This window comes from Mesorhizobium sp. M0701 (genome assembly GCF_040320365.1).
Classification (GTDB): Bacteria; Pseudomonadota; Alphaproteobacteria; order Rhizobiales; family Rhizobiaceae; genus Mesorhizobium.
In genome coordinates, this window is record NZ_JAMYPO010000028.1 from 47,728 (window position 1) to 65,569 (window position 17,842).

Consider the following 17,842-nt stretch of genomic DNA (forward strand, 5'->3'; position numbering starts at 1 on the left):
CCGGACGCAGTTCTCTTTGAAGAAGCCCGGCTTTTTAGGACAGTTCAAGCCGGTTGCGAATCTCGTTCCCGTCAACAACGACAACAGGACTCCCCAATGCCTCGACCATATCCGGGTTCAGATGGGGTATGGTTTCAGCGCGCCCAACCATTGGCGAGCACTCTCCAGCGCAATAAACGGCAGAATTGGTGACACGCAGAATCTCCCACAACGCTTTGTAGAGACGCGGATCATCTGGCGGCCGCGCGACGGTGAAGCCGGAACATCGCGACGCGTCATCAGGATCAAGATTGAGATAGAGGTCGGCTTGAGCAAGGGTCGGCGAGACCTCGTAGGTGACGACCCAGCATGAGTATTCAGGCTCACGCCTGGTGATGAACGGCGCGAAGGTGTCGTCTATGATCGATGTGGGGAAATAGCTCTGCTCCCCGTCCTTAAAACAACCGAGATATGCCTCGAAGCTCATCTCAATTGCCTCCAGTGGCCTAAAGAATCTCGGTCTTGGCGATGTGGATGCCAAAACCTTCGAGGCCGACATAATGGCGCTCGCGCGAGGCGATCAGATTGATCGAGGAAATGCCGAGATCCTTGAGGATTTGCGCGCCGAGGCCGATCTCGCGCCATTCGTTCTCGCGCCGGCGCGCCTCTTCATGATCCTCGCGGTCGCCGGCAGCCGGGCGCTTGCGCTCCTGATGGGCGACGCCGACCGAGCCTTCGCGCAGATAGACGATGACGCCGCGCTGGCGCTCGCCCATCGCCTTCATGATGGCGTCCAGCCGGTGGCTGGTTCCGAAGACGTCGCTGACCACGTCCTCGGAATGAAGGCGCACCGGCACCTCGACGCCGTCGCGGATATCGCCGAAGACGACCGCCACGTGATGCATGGAATCCCAGGGCAGCGTGTAGGTGAAGACCTGTGCCTTGCCGCCGGGCGTCTCGATGTCGGAACAGGCGACGCGCTCGACGAGCGTTTCCTTGCGTTGCCGGTAGCCGATAAGGTCGGCAACCGAGATCTGCTTCAACCCGTGCTTTTCGGCGAAGGCCTGCACCTGCGGGCCACGCATGACGGTGCCGTCATCATTGACCAGCTCGGAAATGACGCCGACCGGCGGCAGGCCGGCGAGCTTGCAGAGGTCGACAGCGGCTTCGGTATGGCCCGAACGCATCAGCACGCCGCCTTCACGCGCGATCAGCGGAAAGATGTGGCCGGGGCGGACGAAATCGGAAGCACCGACATTGCCATTGGCGAGATTGCGCACCGTCAGCGTGCGGTCGTCCGCCGAAATGCCGGTCGTGGTGCCGTGCTTGAAGTCGACGCTGACGGTAAAGGCGGTGGTGTGGGCGGAATCATTGTCAGCCACCATCGGCGACAGGTTGAGCCGCTTTGCTTGCTCGCGCGGCATCGGCGTGCAGACGATGCCCGACGTGTTGCGGACGATGAACGCCATCTTTTCCGGCGTGCAATGGACGGCGGCGACGATCAGGTCACCCTCGTTCTCGCGGCCGTCATCGTCCATAACGACGACGATCTCGCCGCGCTCGAAGGCGCGCAGGGCTTCGACGATTTTCTTCTGGTCGTAAGGCATGGGTGCTCGCTTCGCTCGCGGGAACAGGGGAGTAAGGGAGTAGGGCAGTACGGGAGTAGGGAAAAGGAAAAAATGCTGTCGTGGGAGCTGCGTAACCTACTCCCCTACTCCCCTACTCCCCTACTCCCCTACTCCCCTACTCCCCTACTCCCCTACTCCCCTACTCCCTTCCCGTTTGTCCCCGATGACGCAGATAATGATCCGCAATGGCGCAGGCAACCATCGCCTCGCCGATCGGTACGGCGCGGATGCCGACACATGGATCGTGCCGGCCCTTGGTCATGATCTCGACGTCGTTACCGTCCTTGTCGATCGACTTTCGCGGCGTCAGGATCGACGAGGTCGGCTTGACGGCGAAACGCGCGACGATCGCCTGGCCGGTCGAGATGCCGCCGAGGATGCCGCCGGCATTGTTGGATAGGAAGACCGGCTTGCCGTCATTGCCCATGCGCATCTCATCGGCATTCTCCTCGCCGGTGATGCGGGCGGCCTCGAAACCGTTGCCGATCTCGACGCCCTTGACGGCGTTGATCGACATCAGGCCGGCGGCGATGTCCTGGTCGAGCTTGGCATAGATCGGCGCGCCAAGCCCCGCCGGAACGCCGTCGGCGACGATCTCGATGACCGCACCGACCGAGGAGCCCGCCTTGCGGATGCCGTCCAGATATTTCGTGAAGACGGCGACGGACGCCGGATCAGGCGTGAAGAACGGGTTTTCGGCGTCGCGGACGAAATTCCAGTTCCAATTGGCGCGATCGATCGATTTATCGCCCATCGACACCAGCGCGCCGCGCACCACCATGCCGGGCACGACCTTTCGGGCAAGCGCCCCGGCGGCCACCCGCGCCGCCGTCTCACGCGCCGAGGAGCGACCGCCGCCGCGGTAATCGCGCAGGCCGTATTTGACCTCGTAAGTGTAATCGGCATGGCCCGGCCGGAACTGGCGGGCGATGTCGCCATAGTCCTTGGAGCGCTGGTCGACGTTCTCGATCAGCATCGACACCGGCGTGCCGGTGGTGACCATCGTCTCACCGTCCTCATCGAGGATGAAGCCGGACAGGACCTTCACCTCGTCAGGTTCGCGACGCTGCGTTACAAAACGTGACTGGCCGGGGCGGCGCTTGTCGAGTTCGGCCTGGATCTCGTCGCGAGTGAAGCGGATGCCTGGCGGACAGCCGTCGACGACGCAGCCCAGCGCCGGCCCGTGGCTTTCGCCCCAGGTGGTGACGCGGAAAAGATGGCCGAACGTGTTGTGCGACATGGAACCAGCCCTGCCGGCGTCGGAGCCGGCTCAGCGCATGAGCCCGAAAATCGGAGCGATTTTCGGAAAGGATCATGCACAAAATCAAAAGTGCTACAGCGTCCCTTGCGCGTCCAGGAGGACGCGCGGCGCTGTCGCCTGCCTTCTATTGGCGTTTTCCACAGTGGTCAAACTGTGATCCCGCGGATTTAGTTTTGACACATTCGATTGGTTTCTGCTCAGTTCCGTTCCGTTGGACCGAGCCGCTGTACCGGCAATGATTAAAGAGGACGATGATGCGTATCCTGATTGGCGCTGTTGCCGCCACGCTGTTGATTTCCACCGCCGCCTTCGCCGGCCAGACCGAAGGCCTGATCAAGAAGGTCGACAAGGATGCGCTGACGCTGACGCTGGACGACGGCAAGTCCTACAAGCTGAACGCCGAAACCGACCTCGATGCGCTGAAGCCAGGCATGGACATCGTCCTCGCCTACGACGTGACCAATGGCGAGAACGTCGTCACCGATATGGAACTGCCGGACACCGGATCGACCGAGTAGGACGCGTCGATATTCAGCTGATGCCGGCCCGACCTGATCTCAACATACGCTACGTCATCGGTCTCAGAGCCACTCCAGGCGCCGGCCGTCCAGTCTGAGCACGCGATCCTGCGGCACTTCCATGCTGACCGCATCTTGTTCGGACATCCCAAGTACCAAGCGGAACATTACGCGCATGATGCCACCATGGGTCACGCAGACCGTCTGGCGATCGAGCGCGTCGAACCACGGCTTCACCCGTTCGAGCAGCATCTGGTAGCTTTCGGCGCCCTCGCCGGGCGGCTGGAAATTCCATTTATCGAGGCGGCGGCGCCTGGTCGAACCGGGATTGTTCGCCTCGAGTTCGGCAAAGGTGAAACCCTGCCAGTCGCCAAAGCTCAATTCCACGAGCAGCGGCTCGGTGCGATAGGCGTGCGGATCGAGCTTCATCGCCGCGCGCAGGCGCTCCATCGTCTCGCGCGTGCGCCGCATCGGGCTGGCGACAAAGTCGAAATCTTCGGGCTTGTCGATGAGTTCGGCCAGCCTGCGCCCGTTGCGGCTAGCCTGCTCGCGGCCGAGCTCGTTGAGGTCGGTATCGGCCTGCCCCTGCAGCCGGGCCTCGGCGTTCCACGCCGTCTGGCCGTGGCGCACGATATAGACGAGCGGGTACATCAGGTCTTCCGGAAGAGGTCAGGCGGTGGCGTCAGTCCTTGACCGTCGAAATATCCGGCGCGTCGACCGCCTTCATGCCGACGACATGATAGCCGGAATCGACATGATGGACCTCGCCGGTGACGCCGCGCGAAAGGTCGGACAGGAAATAGACGCCGGAATCGCCGACCTCCTCCTGCGTGACCGTCTGCTTCAACGGCGAATTGTATTCGTTCCATTTCAGGATATAGCGGAAATCGCCGATGCCGGATGCGGCAAGCGTCTTGATCGGGCCGGCGGAGATCGCGTTGACACGGATTTTCTTGGCGCCGAGGTCGACGGCCAGATAGCGCACGCTGGCTTCGAGTGCCGCCTTGGCGACACCCATGACGTTGTAGTGCGGCATCACCTTTTCCGCGCCGTAGTAGGTCAGCGTGAGCAGCGAGCCGCCGTCGGTCATCAGCGCCTCGGCACGTTTGGCGATGGTGGTGAAGGAATAGACCGAAATATCCATGGTGCGCAGGAAATTGTCGCGCGTCGTCTCGACATAGCGGCCGGTCAGTTCGTCCTTGTCGGAAAAGGCGATGGCGTGGACGAGGAAATCGAGCTTGCCACCCCAGTGCTTGCTGACATTTTCGAACACCGCATCGAGGCTGGCCGGGTCGGTCACATCACAATGGCCGGCGACATGCGCGCCCAGTTCCGCCGCGAGCGGCTCGACGCGTTTCTTGAACGCCTCGCCCTGATAGGTCAGCGCGATCTCGGCGCCATGGTCGACACAGGCCTTGGCAATGCCGTAAGCGATCGAGCGATTGTTGGCGATGCCAAGGATAAGGCCGCGCTTGCCGGCCATAAGGCCCCGTCCACCCGCCATGTCAGCGCTCTCCGAAAGGTTCTCTGCTTTGTGGAGTGCCTATCGCACAGCCACAGTGCCCCTTCAAGCGTTCAAAGCGGACAGTTCGGGGGACAAAAGCGTTTGCTCAACAGCGCCGCGCGTCCTTTGGACGTGCAAAGGACGCTGTAGCGCTTTGACCTTGCGGTCGTGGGCCGGTGGGCAAACCCGACACTTGGTGTCCGTGTGGCACGGCGGAAGATGAGCCTTTGGCGGAAGTTTCGTTGGCCAGCGGCCGAAGTCACGCTCATGACCCCAAGCCGACTTCCATACTTTGGGCCGTGGACGATCGCTTTGCGCCTCATCTCGGCCATTCAAGTTAGCTCGGCCATTCCCTTAAACCGGACATTATAGGCGACCGCGCTGGGGGCCGGCATTCGAAACCCTTCACAATAGCCGTGATTCCGGAAGCTTCTTAGAAGCGGCCACTTAAGACTAGGTGTCGCCTATTGCAGTCCGATGCGTCCCGTAGCCGACGAAAACGCGGATAAGAAGCTAAACCGCGCTGGAGATCATATCGAAGCCAGTCGACCTCCGCCTGGACAACGGCTCCCGATAAACAGTCCACGCACCGCCGGTATCCCGGCAGCGCCTGGGAAAATTTCAGCCATTGCTCGGTCAGGAAGACGCAGGTGTTCCGTCAGCACGCCCTTTATGATCGATCGTACGTCCGTCGTAGCAGCCAAGTCTGTTCCGCCATGAAGCAGGTCTCGAGCAAGACCGGGCCAGCGATTGCCTACTCGCCCGCCGGCAACGGCGCCACCCATTAACAAGGTGACACTCGCGACGCCGTGATCAGTGCCGCCGTCGGTGTTGGGCACCACGGAACGGCCGAACTCCGTGACCACCAGCACCGCCGTCCTGTTCCAGGCAGGCCCGGACGCTTGGGCAAATGCAATGAGGCCCCGCGCGAGCCCATTCAAACTCCGCGCCAGCCTTCCGAAGTCCGCTCCCTGCGCCACATGCGTGTCGAAGCCGGCCACCTCGAGCATCGCGATCCGCGGTCCGCCCGTAGCTGACAGGGCAAGCGCCGCGCTCCTGGCCGCGTCGCCGAAGCGAGCCGCGTCGCATGCGGCATGTTGTTCCAGCAGGCTTTCGCTGCCCTTTGCGCCGGACGGCCAAGTGCCCTCGGCGTAGAGGCGGACGAGTTCGAGCCGAGGATTGGCCAGCGCAAGATGGGCCAGCATGTCCATCGATCGATCGGCCGGTCTGCCCCGCCACACCGCCTTCTGCCGGCGCGACAGTACAGAAGAAGCCCGGTCGAGCCATCCGGCGCTGCCGCCGTCGATATCGCCGTCGAACAGCGCCGCCTGGGCGGCCGCGTGGGACCGGCCCGCATCCGGAATGGCGGTCGCGGGCACGATGAGCAACTCGCCGCACGAGTAGTGGGGCAGGAGAGACCCGAGCGCCGGATGAAGCGCGAAGAGCCCGTCGAGCTTGAGCATCTCGGCGACGCCAGAGTTCGGGAAAGGCACGAGGGGCCCGCGCACCGAGGCAAAATGCGGATCGCCGTAGGGCGGCACAGCAGCTAGTGCATCTAGTCCGCCACGCACGTGGACGAGCAGAAGGCGAGGATCTTCGTCCACAAGCGAGGCACCGGCCAGACGCACGCTACCGAACGCGGACGCCAAGACCAAACCTTGCAGCGCTGCCCTTCGGGTCAGTTGCATTTAGGCTCGTCCGAACTTGGGTTCACCGGCGTACCCGCGGTCATATACCCTAGCAGATCCGTATTCGGGCTAAGACTTCCCGTTGTCAGAGCCTTGTTAGTCGGCTGCGCGTTGCGAACCAAAAGGCCGGCAAGTGCCGGGGCTGCGAAAGATGTGCCCGAACAGATGTTCCTCCGGAGCTTGCCGTTCTTTCGGCTCTTCCACAGTGACAGGACATTGACGCCCGGTTCGGCATAGGACGCGCCGAACGCCCCCCCGCGCCATAGCGTGTCGCACCAGGCGTTGCTGATGCCTTGGCATTTCCCAGGAGTTGCCACCTGAATATATTCGCTGTTGGAAGCCGAAGCGCTGTATATCGCTCCCACCTTGTTTCCTGTCGTCACAGGCGAAAAATAAGTCGCCGCATTGGCCGGGAAATAAGACTGTACCCAAGGGCCCTCTTCGTCTTCCCGGGGGTTGCCCGCAGCTACCACAACGCGCACCTGACGGTCGGCGATCTGATAAAGAAGGGCGTCGAGAAATTTAAGATCTTGCAACGTGCTTCCGCGTCTGGTGCTCTCCAGATATAATGCACCCCAACTCAAGTTCAGAATATCCCCAGCGACCGCGTTGTCCCGAACATGGCGAAGCGCGAGAAGAGGCGGGCCGAAAATTTCGGTCTTCAGCTTACTGAAGGCCTTTACGATCTTGAGCGGGGCGTCGGGGCTGACACCAACCAGACCTATATACTGGTCGCCCTGCTTGACACGCTTTCCGCCGATAACTGCTGCCACCATCGTCCCGTGCCCTACTGTGTCGTCGAGGCTCGACACGGTCTGGCATGGGCTGCTCGTGCAATCGATGGCTTCCTGAACCTTGAGGAGCCCGGCGGTGACAACGCTCCAATCCACTCCGCTGTCGATGATCCATACGGTGGGCGATCCTGAAGCCACCGGCTGTGGTGACCCGACGACCCTGCAGACGCTGGGAGGGACAACATCCGCAGTCGGCGAGATGCCCAGGAGTTCCGGCCCCTCGCAGGTGGCACCATCGAACAGGTTCACCACGAAAGGATCCGGCTCCTCATATCCCCTGGAGCGCAGCTCTTCGATCTCGCTCTCGGAAAAGGTCCCCGTCACGATGCTGATACCGATATCCGGCATGTCCACCGCGTCCAGCTTGCCCTTGCCTGCGATGAACTTGTTTAGCGCGCCGATATCCTTGCGTAACTCCGCCGCCCTGGCGATGTCGACGATGAAAGTCTTTTCGATGTCACCGCTGTCGGTGAAGCCCTCCTCGCCTGACGCTTCCGGTCTCGCTGTTCCGACAACGGCGAGGAGACAGCCGAGCAACAGCACACGAAGTTGAGCAAGTATCATTCGTACACCCTCCGGCTGTCGTTACTGATACCGCGAGGATCAGAATGCTCCCAATACGGCTTTCTGTCCATGAAAACATCGAGTCGATGCGAGCATGCCGCCTGCGCATTGCTTGCGACAGATGCAAAATGCGTTTAGGCTATTTGCATTGACCTCGGAGGGGAGCCTCGGCGATGCCCAGGGCAGAATTGAAGCCAGGTCGGCAAGTCCAAGAGATCGGCGCAGCGATCGTAGGGGCCTGGCTCAAGCTTTTGCCGGCCTCGTCACGTATCTTGTCCATGGATTCAACAGATCCCCTAACAATTACCATTGATCGGCAGATTTTCGCCGTCGGTGATACTATCAGACTTCGGCCGGAAGCAGGCCGTGCCATCGGCAACATCAGGGTCCGGACCGCCGCCGCCGGAACAGCGCCACATTCGCAGACGCTGACGATAGAAGATCTGAATGGTCAGCCCATAAAATACGAGGATGACCCTCTCGACGGGGGCGACGCGATCCCGAATGCTGCCGCGTATGCGGACCTGAAGCGTGATCTCAAATTGGTGCTGGAAGACATCGTGGAAACGGGAGTGTCTGTCGAAGTTCACGTGGACGAACCGAACTTGATCAACGTGGTGGTGCCCCAGGTGCCGAGGGGGGTCCTGACCCGCGGCGATCTGATCGATTATCTCCACGACTATCACAAATACGCCCAGGGCAGGCACTACCATGACGAGCTCGCCACGGCCGTGCTCTTTGGCTGCAGATAGTCGCCAGTCCCTACTCGGGCAATCCCGCTTCCCGCATGCCGTTGAGCAGCGTGTTGCGGTCTCCGTCCAGCTTGTAAGGTTCCTTGGCGGCGAACCGCCGCCGGGAGAACTCCGGTGCGCCACGCAGAACCAGCAACGTGTAGCTCTTCGCCTCTTGGCTTCGGCCAAGTAGGGCGTTCGCTGCGGCCAGATAGACCTTAACCCAGGTCGGCATGGTGGACGAGCGGCCCAGATCGACAACTGCCTTATCCGGACGGTGGGCAATGAAATGGGCAAGACCGCGGAACGGCCAATACCATGAAGGCTCGTACAGGGGATCGAGCACTCGCGCCCGTTCGAACCAGTCCAAGGCACTTTGGGGCTCGCCGGCAAATGTTTGATAAGTCCCTTGATAGGAGACCTGCTCGGGATCGTGCGGATTGAGTTCGAGCGCGCGTGCGTATAGCTGAGATGCGACGTCGAAATCACGACGGTGGAGGAGCACCCAGCCCAGTATGTTCAGGCAGACTGGATCATTGGGGGAAAGCGCCACCGCTTTTTTTGCGATGTCATAAGCCTCGGCAAGCACCGCATCCGACGGCCCCATGTCGCGAAACCATTCAAGCTGTTTATAGTGGGCGAGCTTGGCGTACGCGCGCCCGTAGGATGGATCGAGCTCGATCGCTCGCTGATACCACTGTCGAGCCTCCATTTCGGCCGCGATGTCGCCCAGGGGCAGGGCATTGCCCCGGAGCACGCACTCATAGGCCGCGAGATTGGCAGGTGGTTTACGCCGCGCCTTCTCGGCGCCTGCGGCCGTAAGACGGCCGATAACGGTCCCGACGATCTTCCCGATCAGTTCGTCCTGGACATCGAAGATGTCCTGCTCGTCCCCGTCGTAGCGCTCGGCCCATAAGCACTCACCCGAGGTGGCGTCGACCAGTTCGCATGTAATGCGCATTCGCCGGCCCATGCGGCGGATGCCGCCTTCAATGACGAAATCCACGCCACTATCCGCCACCAGGTCCACATCCTCGAGCCGCGTCGACGTGTAATGAGACGCAACCGTAAGCTGAGTAAAGCGCGTCAGTTCCGTGACGAAGTCTTCGGTGAAGCCGCCACTGAAATAGGGTTGGACGTCGCCCGCGCTCTTGAACGGGCGAACGAGGATGGAGGGCTTGCTCGGACCAGCCAACTGTGCAGTCGATGCAGGCGGCAGCCCTTTAGGCTTGTGGAACAACGAGTATACGGGAATCGGGCGTGGAATGTTCTTGAGATGCTGTTCGCCGCAAAACTCAAACGGAAGATGAATTTTGTCGCGAACTTCGTCGTGCACCTTTCCGGAAAGGCAGATTCCGCCCGGACTGGCGAACTGTTCCAGGCGCGCGGCTATGTTGACGGTATCTCCAAACACATCGCCATCGGTATCGACAATGATATCACCGAAGTTGATCCCAATCCGGAGAAAAATTTCCTGGCTGGCTTTCGCCGAAGACTGGCCGACAAGCAGTTCCTGGACTTCCACTGCTGACTGCACGGCTTCGAAAGCGCTTGGGAACTCGGCGAGCATCCCGTCTCCGGTCGTTCGCACAACCCGTCCCCGGTGCTGCGTGATCCTAGGCTCTATTTCGTCCTGCATGAGATGCTTGACGAGCGCGAAGGTGCGCTCCTCGTCCCGGGCCATCAGCGACGAGTAACCGACCATGTCAGCAGCCAGGATAGCCGTCAGACGTCGCTGAAGATTGCTGTCGCCCGCGTTCATTCTCTCCCTCGGCGGGTTATATTATGTTCGACGGTGGCTTGACGATATCAAAGCGTCTCGCAGGAGTTTGCATCATACTCCAGTGCGTGTCAGCGTGCGAATGAGCAATTGGTGCCGATAATGTAGAGGATTGAACAGTGAGGGCCGTGCTTGGGTGAAGGGTCCATAAGGCCGGAGCGGCAGGCGGCCGAGGCAGGTGCCGGCGGGTCAAGCCTGGTTTACGGCCCCATCGTGATCACCGATCCCACGCTCGGATGCCCGATCACGGTCGCGGTCGGTCCCGTACGAGGGGCCAGACCTTCTCGTTTTGTGTCAGGGTGGGGCAACAGCACGCAGGAGGCGGCAACCGCCTGCGTGTATGAGGCCGATGAAACCTATTTCGCCCAGATGATCCCTCATGAGCGACTGTCACGCGCCCGCGCCGGCGAATTGCGCGGGCGCGTGATCGAGCCGCCTGCACTCACACTTTTCAGTGACGCGCAGTATTGCGAGCGGCTGCATTGGAACAAAAACGTCGATGATAGCCGCGCGGTCCCGATCCGCTGGCGCAGGTCGCAGCCGCTGGACTGGATCCGGAGTGATCCGCGCTTCAGCACGAGCGAGGCCTGGGTGCCTGCGGGATTGTGCTTTCTCGGGTATCCCAACGATGAGTCATCAGGTCTGCCCCCGGCTGACTCCAATGGTCTTGCGAGGGGATCGAGCATGGAGGACGCGGTCGTGCGCGGCTTCTGCGAAGTCGTGGAGCGCGATGCAACGGCCATATGGTGGTACAATCGGCTGGTTCTGCCTCGGATAGACCTGACTTCGCTGTCGGATGGACTGGCATCCCAATACGCCGATTGGCTGCTGACGCAGAACCGCGAATTGCGGCTTCTGCTCCTGACGCTTGACCTGCCCATCCCCATTGTCGCTGCAATTTCTCATCACGTCGGGGGTGGCGCGATTGCGTTCGGATTCGCGGCCGGACGATCCATGTCGGAGGCGGCCCGGCGCGCGGTGGGGGAACTTGCAGAATGTGAGGCGAACCTAACCCTGCTCAAACGGAACGCCGATACGTCCGGCACGGCGGCCTTCACCCCCGGCGCGCTGCACCTCTATCGGTGGCACATGGACGAGAACATTCATCGCCTTCCTCACCTGTCTGGCAATTCAGCAATTCAGGCCTCTTCGGCCGAGTTGCGACTGGATTGGAACTATTGCCTCGACATCTGCCGCGAGCACGAACTTGAGATCTTTGCGGTCAACCTGACGCACAACGCCGAATCGCCTGTTGCACGAGTGTTTGTACCTGGACTTCGTCCTACCAAGCCCCGGTTGGGCGGCGGCAGGCTCTATGATGTCCCTGTGCGCCTAGGTTTGAGGCCATCAGTTTCCCAGGCCATCCACGAGGTTCCCTTTCCATTGTGATCGTATGGTCGCGGGCATGCCCACCGCGGAAGGCACGCTTTTCACACACGGTATCAAGCGCCAGCCTTTTCGACCGTCAGCGCTTTCGCCGGCGCATCAGCGCCTCTAGCTCGGCGTCGCCGCCTTCCGGCAGCATCAGCCGCACGTGCGCGTAGAGGTCGCCGTGACCGCCGGCCTTTTCCGGCAGGCCCCTGCCCTTCAGCCGCAGAACCTTGTCCGAGCTCGACCAAGGGGGGACGTTGACCGCAATCCTGCCGGTCGGGGTTTCGACTGCCACCTTGGCGCCATGCACCGCATCGGCCAGTTCCACCGGCAGGTCGACATGCAGGTCGCGGCCCTCGACGCGGTAGCGCGGGTGCCGGCGGAAACGGATTTTAACCAGTGCATCGCCCGGCTGCCCCGGTCCTTGCTCACCCTGGCCTTTCAACCGGATGGTCTGGCCGTCCTCGACATAGGCCGGCAACTTGACCGCCATCTTGCGGCCGTCCGGGAACATCGCCGTCACCTTCTCGGCGGTGGCGGCTTCCTCGATGGTGACGTCCAGCGTCACGTTGAGATCGGCGGCGGTCGGGGCCTGACGGCGGCCGCCGGTGCCGGCACCGTGCTGCTGGCTGAAAGCATCGCCGAAGATCTGGCTGAAGATGTCGCTGTTGCCGTCGAAAGGATCGCCGCCGGGACGGCCCGTGCGGAATTCGAAATGCGCGCCGCCCGGCCCTTGCTGCCGGCGGAAACCGGCGAAAGGATCGGCGCCGCCAGCCGCGCCTTCGAAACCTTGGAAACGCTGTTTGCCATCGGCGTCGATCTCGCCGCGATCGAATGCCGCCCGGTTCTTCTCGTCGCCGACGATCTCGTAAGCCTGGTTGGCGGCGGCAAAACGGTCCTTCGCCTTGGGATCATCCGGATTCTGGTCCGGATGATACTTCTTGGCGAGCTTCCGGTATGCGGATTTTATGTCCTTGGCCGATGCGTTCTTGGCAACGCCCAGCACCTCATAGGGGTCGCGCATGCTTACTGCCCTGGGGAAGGAGTGGTTCCATGATCGCCTCCTATATGCGCTTGCATAGGAAGAAATTCCAGTGGCTTACCACCATATCGCCGGCGGAAAATCAGAGCGCCTTGAAGTCCTGCATTCGCCAGGCGCTGCCGCCGGCCAGGCATATTTCGCCTTTGAACAGCGCGACGCCGTCGAAGCTTTCGCGCGATGCGGTGAAGCGACGACATGTCTCGCCGTTAGCCCTGAATTCCGCAAGCTCGGTGATGGAGCCGCGCGAGCCGGTGTCGGCATTCGCCCAGGGAACGGCCTGCCCAGCCAGTTGCTCGACGTCGGCGGAGGACACGGCGTTGCGGATCGTGGCCTGATCGGAGGCGCGGTCCTGATCGAGCGGCGTGACTGAGGCCGGCGTGCTCGATGTCAGCACCGAACGGTCGACCTCCGCCTGCTCCAGGCTGAAGCCGCCGCCGCCACACGCGGCAAGCGGCAGGACGATTATCACGATCATGGCTTTGGCGCTGGCCGAAGCAATAACGCTCCATTGCCCACTGTCAAAAGCTTGCGCGATACGCGACAATCGGCAATCTCCCCAGCCGGCGACAAATTTGGGAAAACTATGAGCGAAACCGGGTTAACAAGCGGTGACTTTACCGAGGCGGCGGAGCCGTTCCGGCTCTTTGCGGCGTGGCTCGACGACGCGACGAAGAGCGAGATCAACGACCCCAACAGCGTGGCGCTGGCGACCGTTGATGCCGAAGGCATGCCGAATGTGCGTATGGTGCTGCTTAAGGGCTTCGACGAGGGCGGCTTTGTCTTCTACACGAACTTCGAGAGCGCCAAGGGCCGTGAGATTCTTGGCAGCATGAAAGCGGCGATGTGCTTCCACTGGAAATCGCTGCGCCGGCAGGTGCGAGCGCGCGGCCCGGTGGAGATCGTCACCGACGCCGAAGCCGACGCCTATTACGCGACGCGTCCGCGCGGCAGCCGCATCGGCGCCTGGGCCTCCAAACAGTCGCGGCCGCTGGAGAGCCGCTTCGCGCTGGAAAAGGCGGTCGCCGAATACACGGCGCGCCATGCGATCGGCGAGATCCCGCGGCCAAAACACTGGTCAGGCTTCCGCATCGTGCCGCAGACCATCGAGTTCTGGCACGACCGTCCGTTCCGGCTGCACGACCGTGTCGTGTTTTCGCGCAACGCCGAGGGCGGTTGGGACAAGGTGAGGCTTTATCCGTAGGGCACGACGGTGGAGCGCCGATCTCCCCCTTGTGGGGGAGATGCCCGGCAGGGCAGAGGGGGGGGCGCTTCGCGCCAATCTGTCAATTAATCGAAATCGCGCCCTTGCGCCCGTTCTCAGTGGCTCGCAGGCTGAACCCAAAGGGTAGTGCGCTACGGCGCCCCCGTCTGTCCTGCCGGACATTTCCCCCACAAGGGGGAGATCGGCAGCTTCCGCACCGGCGCCCATTTTTTCAGCCCTTCTTCCTGGTCATGAAGGCGGCCAAGGGCCGCTTCTGCCGGATTTCCAATTCCCACTATCACGATCTCGTGTGCGTGAAACGTTCCAGCTTGCCGGAACGAACCAGGAAAGGGCTCAACGCGCCGCTGGCGCAAATTCAGGAGGAAACAATGCATTCACGCAGGTTGGTCACGATGGCCGGTCTTGCCTGTCTTTTCGCTTCGCAGGCCTTTGCGGAGGATGCGATGGGGACAATGACGGTGATGAAGGGTGGGGAGGTCATGGCGATCATGCCCGATGGGCATATGGGCACCATGATGCCCGACGCGAAGATGAGCGCCGAAATGATGAAAATGGCGAAACCGATCAAGCATTGCATGATGTTGATGACCGACGCCAAAGGCAAGACATTCATGATCGACACGTCTTCGGCAAAGGCCCAGGCCGAATGTAAAAAAATGGCGATGTGACAAAGAGATCATGGCAAGAAAACCCGCCGGTTGCTGCCGGCGGGTCCACGATGCGAGACAAGGCCAGAAGGTCTAGGCCTTCTTCCTGGTCATGAAGGACGTCAAGGCTGCGCGGGCCTCGTCGGATTTGAGCCGCTCGCGGAAATGCTGGCTTTCCTGGCCGATGCGCTCGACAAGGGCGTCGCGCGAGCCGCGCATCAGGTCGCGCGCGATCTTCAGCGCTTGCGGCGGTTTGGCAGCGATCTGGCCCGCCGCCGCCAATACCGATGCTTCGAGTGCCTCTTCCTCGACCACCTCGTAGATCAGCCCGGCGGCCTTCGCCCGCTCGGCCGAAAAGCCCTCGCCGAGGCCAAGCAGCGCGAAGGCGCCTTGGCGGCCGAGGATCTGCGGCGCGAGCAGGCTCGAACCGGCCTCCGGCACAAGGCCGAGATCGACGAAGGGCGTCCGGAATAGTGTGCGCGGCGTGGCGAAGGTCAGGTCGCAATGCAGGTTGAGCGTGGTGCCGATACCGACCGCAATGCCGTCGACGCCGGAAACCATCGGCTTTTCCACCTTGGCCAGCGCCATCAGGAAATCCCAGACCTCGGAACCGCCTTCGCCGCCCGAGGCGACGACCATGAAATCGGCAAGGTCGTTGCCGGACGAGAAGGCACCGGGGACGCCGAGAAAGACATGGACGCGGATCGCCGGATCGGCGTCGCCGCCGGCAAGAGCCGCCGACATCGTCGCGTACATGGCGCGGGTCAGGGCGTTCTTCTTGTCCGGACGGTTGATGCGGATGATCTGGATGGCGCCCTGGCGCTCGACGAGGATGTGGTCTGTCACGGATTGGTCCTTTGTGAATTTCGGGCCTTTGTGAATTTCGGCGCGTGCGAACGTCAGGCTGAGATCAGCGCCTTGCCGGCAACTGCAAGGCTGTCGGCGCCGCCGACGACGCGCTCTTTGAGCGCGGCCACTTCGCCAAGCAGGTTCTCGGCGAAGAACCGGCAAAGCGCGATGCGGTTTTGGTCGGCAAGCGCGCCGCGCGCCAGATAGGCCCCGCCTGCGGCAAGCGAGATCAGCCTGAGATAGGGCGTGGCGCCGGCCAGCGCCTCGTCCGATCGGCCTTCGGCTTGCAGGTCTTGCAGGAAACGGGTTGCCTGGGAGAGCTCGTCGAGCGCCTGGTCGAGGCGATCGGCGGTGCGGCCGAAGCCTTCAAGGTTCGACGCTCGCGCCGCATCGGCGACGGCCTTGAGTTCGGCGATGTAGCCATGCACATGCCGGCCGCCGCCGAGCGGCAGCTTGCGTGTCACCAGATCGATCGCCTGGATGCCATTGGTGCCTTCGTAAATGGGCGCGATGCGCGCGTCGCGATAAAGTGCTGCGGCCCCTGTCTCCTCGATGAACCCCATGCCGCCATGCACCTGCAGCCCGAGCGAGGCGACCTCGACACCGACGTCGGTCGAAAAGGCCTTGGCCAGCGGCGTCAACAGATTGGCGCGTTCCTGCCAGTGCTTTGCATCTTCGCTCTGCGACGCAAGATCGATGGCGTGGGCGCAGGAATAGCAGATGGCACGGGCAATCTGGGTCAGCGCCTTCATGGTCAGAAGACTGCGCTGGATGTCGGGGTGATGCACGATCGGCGCCATGCCGGCACCGCGATAGCTCGCCGCTTTGCCTTGCCGGCGGTCGTTTGCATAGGCGAGCGCCTTCTGCGTCGCCGCCTCGGCGACCGCGACGCCCTGCATGCCGACGGCAAGGCGCGCATTGTTCATCATGGTGAACATGCAGGCGAGGCCCTTGTTCTCCTCGCCAACCAGCCAGCCGATCGCGCCGGGCCTGCTGCCTTCGAAGCCATCGCCATAAATCATCGTGCAGGTCGGCGAAGCGTGGATGCCCAATTTGTGCTCCAGCCCGGAGCAGAAGACGTCGTTGCGTGCGCCCAGCGCGCCATCGTCGCCGACGAGGAATTTCGGCACCAGGAACAACGACAGGCCGCGCGTGCCGGCCGGCGCGTCCGGCAGCCGCGCCAGCACCAGATGGATGATGTTGTCGGTGAAATCGTGCTCGCCATAGGTGATGAATATCTTTTGCCCGAAGATGCGGTAGGTGCCGTCGCCGGCCGGCTCGGCGCGGGTTCGCAAGGCATTCAAGTCCGAGCCTGCCTGCGGCTCAGTCAGGTTCATGGTGCCCATCCATTCGCCGGAGACCAGCTTTTCCAGGTATCTGGCCCTGAGCGCCTGCGAGCCGTGCTTGTCGAGTGCTTCGACCGCGGCCATGGTCAGCGTCGGGGCGATGCCGAACGCCATCGAGGCGGAGTTCCACATTTCGAGCGCGGCGACGCCGAGCATGGCCGGCAGCGCCTGGCCGCCATACGCTTCAGGCGCGGACAGCGCATTCCAGCCGCCGCCGATCCAGCGGCGATAAAGTTCCTTCCAGCCGGGCGGGGTAGTGACGGCAGCACCGTCGAGCACCGCGCCGTGCTGGTCGCCGATCGTGTAGAGCGGCGCCACCTCCTCGCTGGCGAAGCGGCCCGCCTCGGCCAGAATGGCGTCGACGAGGTCCTCACCGAGTTCGCCAAAAGTGCCGGCATCGAGCGCCGGCTTCAAGCCGGCGACATGCTTCAGGGTGAAGGCGATCTCCTCAACCGGTGCCCGATACATGGCGCTCGCTCCTCCTCAGTCCGGCCCTCCCCAGTCTGGCCCTCCCCAGTCTGGCAGGTCTACTTAAGACCTGTGCCGATGCAAAATCATCTGCTTTCGGAGTTCCCTGTCCATCTTCTTTTTACGTAAACGTCAAACTTTGTCACGCGGATTTTGCAATTGCCACGACGCAGGCTAAATTCGGCAAGAGAGAGCAGAACACCGAAATAGGATTGCCTCGTGCTCGCACGACCTGACACCTATCGCTGTAGCGAATGCGCCTGCTCTGGCGGACGGCCGGTTTTTGCTATCATGAAGGTAAGGTCGAGAACGGTGCAGCCTATTGGTCGGATCGCGGCATATTGTGCTCACCACCATGTTCGCTGACCCCTCATCGCAAACGCGAGGCCGAGGGAACGCTGTTGCAAGTGCCGGCGCTCGACCCGTTTCATATCCCCTCTCGCCAGTGAC

The 17,842-nt window shown here is 62.2% G+C and carries 17 protein-coding genes; 5 read left to right on the top strand and 12 right to left on the bottom strand.

Going from position 1 to position 17,842, the window contains the following annotated elements:
• Window positions 1–34: 34 nt before the first annotated feature.
• The 3 genes from NKI24_RS23525 to aroC form a co-directional block, all read right to left on the bottom strand.
• Window positions 35–466 (bottom strand): hypothetical protein, encoded by a 432-nt coding sequence (locus tag NKI24_RS23525; RefSeq protein ID WP_352748760.1) that lies wholly within the window; start codon window positions 464–466, stop codon window positions 35–37.
• Window positions 467–485: 19 nt separating this feature from the next.
• The gene (gene ribB / locus NKI24_RS23530) at window positions 486–1,586 is read right to left on the bottom strand and encodes a 3,4-dihydroxy-2-butanone-4-phosphate synthase (protein WP_352748763.1); all 1,101 of its coding nucleotides are present in this window, start codon (window positions 1,584–1,586) and stop codon (window positions 486–488) included.
• A gap of 160 nt (window positions 1,587–1,746) precedes the next feature.
• Entirely contained in the window at window positions 1,747–2,847 is a 1,101-nt protein-coding gene (gene aroC, locus NKI24_RS23535; protein WP_352748766.1) for a chorismate synthase, read from the bottom strand.
• A gap of 275 nt (window positions 2,848–3,122) precedes the next feature.
• Here aroC and NKI24_RS23540 point away from each other — a divergent pair, with 275 nt between their 5' ends.
• Window positions 3,123–3,386: a DUF1344 domain-containing protein gene (locus NKI24_RS23540; protein ID WP_023716902.1), complete on the top strand. Its 264-nt coding sequence runs from the start codon at window positions 3,123–3,125 to the stop codon at window positions 3,384–3,386.
• Between the two features lie 63 nt (window positions 3,387–3,449).
• Here the strand turns inward: NKI24_RS23540 and NKI24_RS23545 are convergent, their stop codons facing one another.
• The 4 genes from NKI24_RS23545 to NKI24_RS23560 all read right to left on the bottom strand — a co-directional run bounded on the left by NKI24_RS23545 (window position 3,450) and on the right by NKI24_RS23560 (window position 7,936).
• On the bottom strand, window positions 3,450–4,037 hold the full coding sequence (locus NKI24_RS23545) for a histidine phosphatase family protein (RefSeq protein WP_352456876.1): 588 nt from the start codon (window positions 4,035–4,037) through the stop codon (window positions 3,450–3,452).
• A gap of 31 nt (window positions 4,038–4,068) precedes the next feature.
• Window positions 4,069–4,890, bottom strand: coding sequence for an enoyl-ACP reductase FabI (gene fabI / locus NKI24_RS23550; RefSeq protein ID WP_352748770.1), 822 nt, complete (start codon window positions 4,888–4,890; stop codon window positions 4,069–4,071).
• A gap of 530 nt (window positions 4,891–5,420) precedes the next feature.
• Complete coding sequence (locus NKI24_RS23555) at window positions 5,421–6,578, bottom strand: DUF1501 domain-containing protein (protein ID WP_352748772.1); 1,158 nt, start codon at window positions 6,576–6,578, stop codon at window positions 5,421–5,423.
• Window positions 6,569–7,936: a S8 family serine peptidase gene (locus tag NKI24_RS23560; RefSeq protein ID WP_352748778.1), complete on the bottom strand. Its 1,368-nt coding sequence runs from the start codon at window positions 7,934–7,936 to the stop codon at window positions 6,569–6,571. The genes NKI24_RS23555 and NKI24_RS23560 overlap by 10 nt, the downstream gene beginning before the upstream one ends.
• A gap of 173 nt (window positions 7,937–8,109) precedes the next feature.
• On the opposite strand from NKI24_RS23560, the gene NKI24_RS23565 reads away from it, so the two are divergent.
• Window positions 8,110–8,688 (top strand): hypothetical protein, encoded by a 579-nt coding sequence (locus NKI24_RS23565; RefSeq protein ID WP_352748781.1) that lies wholly within the window; start codon window positions 8,110–8,112, stop codon window positions 8,686–8,688.
• 10 nt (window positions 8,689–8,698) lie between these two features.
• Here NKI24_RS23565 and NKI24_RS23570 read toward each other — a convergent pair whose 3' ends face one another.
• Window positions 8,699–10,429, bottom strand: coding sequence for an adenylate/guanylate cyclase domain-containing protein (locus NKI24_RS23570; RefSeq protein WP_352748784.1), 1,731 nt, complete (start codon window positions 10,427–10,429; stop codon window positions 8,699–8,701).
• A 150-nt stretch (window positions 10,430–10,579) separates the two neighbouring features.
• On the opposite strand from NKI24_RS23570, the gene NKI24_RS23575 reads away from it, so the two are divergent.
• Window positions 10,580–11,836, top strand: a complete 1,257-nt coding sequence (locus tag NKI24_RS23575; RefSeq protein WP_352748786.1) for a YcaO-like family protein — start codon at window positions 10,580–10,582, stop codon at window positions 11,834–11,836.
• 76 nt (window positions 11,837–11,912) lie between these two features.
• Here NKI24_RS23575 and NKI24_RS23580 read toward each other — a convergent pair whose 3' ends face one another.
• On the bottom strand, window positions 11,913–12,842 hold the full coding sequence (locus tag NKI24_RS23580) for a DnaJ C-terminal domain-containing protein (protein ID WP_352748789.1): 930 nt from the start codon (window positions 12,840–12,842) through the stop codon (window positions 11,913–11,915).
• A 100-nt stretch (window positions 12,843–12,942) separates the two neighbouring features.
• A complete protein-coding gene (locus NKI24_RS23585) occupies window positions 12,943–13,404 on the bottom strand; it encodes an RT0821/Lpp0805 family surface protein (protein WP_352449909.1) in 462 nt (153 codons plus the stop codon).
• A gap of 39 nt (window positions 13,405–13,443) precedes the next feature.
• On the opposite strand from NKI24_RS23585, the gene pdxH reads away from it, so the two are divergent.
• Complete coding sequence (pdxH, locus tag NKI24_RS23590; protein ID WP_352449910.1) at window positions 13,444–14,061, top strand: pyridoxamine 5'-phosphate oxidase; 618 nt, start codon at window positions 13,444–13,446, stop codon at window positions 14,059–14,061.
• Between the two features lie 251 nt (window positions 14,062–14,312).
• Entirely contained in the window at window positions 14,313–14,750 is a 438-nt protein-coding gene (locus NKI24_RS23595; RefSeq protein ID WP_352748792.1) for a hypothetical protein, read from the top strand.
• Between the two features lie 72 nt (window positions 14,751–14,822).
• Here NKI24_RS23595 and NKI24_RS23600 read toward each other — a convergent pair whose 3' ends face one another.
• Both NKI24_RS23600 and NKI24_RS23605 read right to left on the bottom strand, forming a co-directional pair.
• Complete coding sequence (locus NKI24_RS23600; protein ID WP_352449912.1) at window positions 14,823–15,575, bottom strand: crotonase/enoyl-CoA hydratase family protein; 753 nt, start codon at window positions 15,573–15,575, stop codon at window positions 14,823–14,825.
• Between the two features lie 53 nt (window positions 15,576–15,628).
• The gene (locus NKI24_RS23605; RefSeq protein WP_352449913.1) at window positions 15,629–17,392 is read right to left on the bottom strand and encodes an acyl-CoA dehydrogenase family protein; all 1,764 of its coding nucleotides are present in this window, start codon (window positions 17,390–17,392) and stop codon (window positions 15,629–15,631) included.
• Window positions 17,393–17,842: the final 450 nt, after the last annotated feature.

Excerpts from the sequence above, each read along its gene's own strand:
- NKI24_RS23525 (WP_352748760.1), bottom strand. The coding sequence starts at position 466 with ATGAGCTTCGAGGCATATCTCGGTTGTTTTAAGGACGGGGAGCAGAGC.
- ribB (WP_352748763.1), bottom strand. The coding sequence starts at position 1,586 with ATGCCTTACGACCAGAAGAAAATCGTCGAAGCCCTGCGCGCCTTCGAG.
- aroC (WP_352748766.1), bottom strand. The coding sequence starts at position 2,847 with ATGTCGCACAACACGTTCGGCCATCTTTTCCGCGTCACCACCTGGGGC.
- NKI24_RS23540 (WP_023716902.1), top strand. The coding sequence starts at position 3,123 with ATGCGTATCCTGATTGGCGCTGTTGCCGCCACGCTGTTGATTTCCACC.
- NKI24_RS23545 (WP_352456876.1), bottom strand. The coding sequence starts at position 4,037 with ATGTACCCGCTCGTCTATATCGTGCGCCACGGCCAGACGGCGTGGAAC.
- fabI (WP_352748770.1), bottom strand. The coding sequence starts at position 4,890 with ATGGCGGGTGGACGGGGCCTTATGGCCGGCAAGCGCGGCCTTATCCTT.
- NKI24_RS23555 (WP_352748772.1), bottom strand. The coding sequence starts at position 6,578 with ATGCAACTGACCCGAAGGGCAGCGCTGCAAGGTTTGGTCTTGGCGTCC.
- NKI24_RS23560 (WP_352748778.1), bottom strand. The coding sequence starts at position 7,936 with ATGATACTTGCTCAACTTCGTGTGCTGTTGCTCGGCTGTCTCCTCGCC.
- NKI24_RS23565 (WP_352748781.1), top strand. The coding sequence starts at position 8,110 with ATGCCCAGGGCAGAATTGAAGCCAGGTCGGCAAGTCCAAGAGATCGGC.
- NKI24_RS23570 (WP_352748784.1), bottom strand. The coding sequence starts at position 10,429 with ATGAACGCGGGCGACAGCAATCTTCAGCGACGTCTGACGGCTATCCTG.
- NKI24_RS23580 (WP_352748789.1), bottom strand. The coding sequence starts at position 12,842 with ATGCGCGACCCCTATGAGGTGCTGGGCGTTGCCAAGAACGCATCGGCC.
- pdxH (WP_352449910.1), top strand. The coding sequence starts at position 13,444 with ATGAGCGAAACCGGGTTAACAAGCGGTGACTTTACCGAGGCGGCGGAG.
- NKI24_RS23595 (WP_352748792.1), top strand. The coding sequence starts at position 14,313 with ATGAAGGCGGCCAAGGGCCGCTTCTGCCGGATTTCCAATTCCCACTAT.
- NKI24_RS23605 (WP_352449913.1), bottom strand. The coding sequence starts at position 17,392 with ATGTATCGGGCACCGGTTGAGGAGATCGCCTTCACCCTGAAGCATGTC.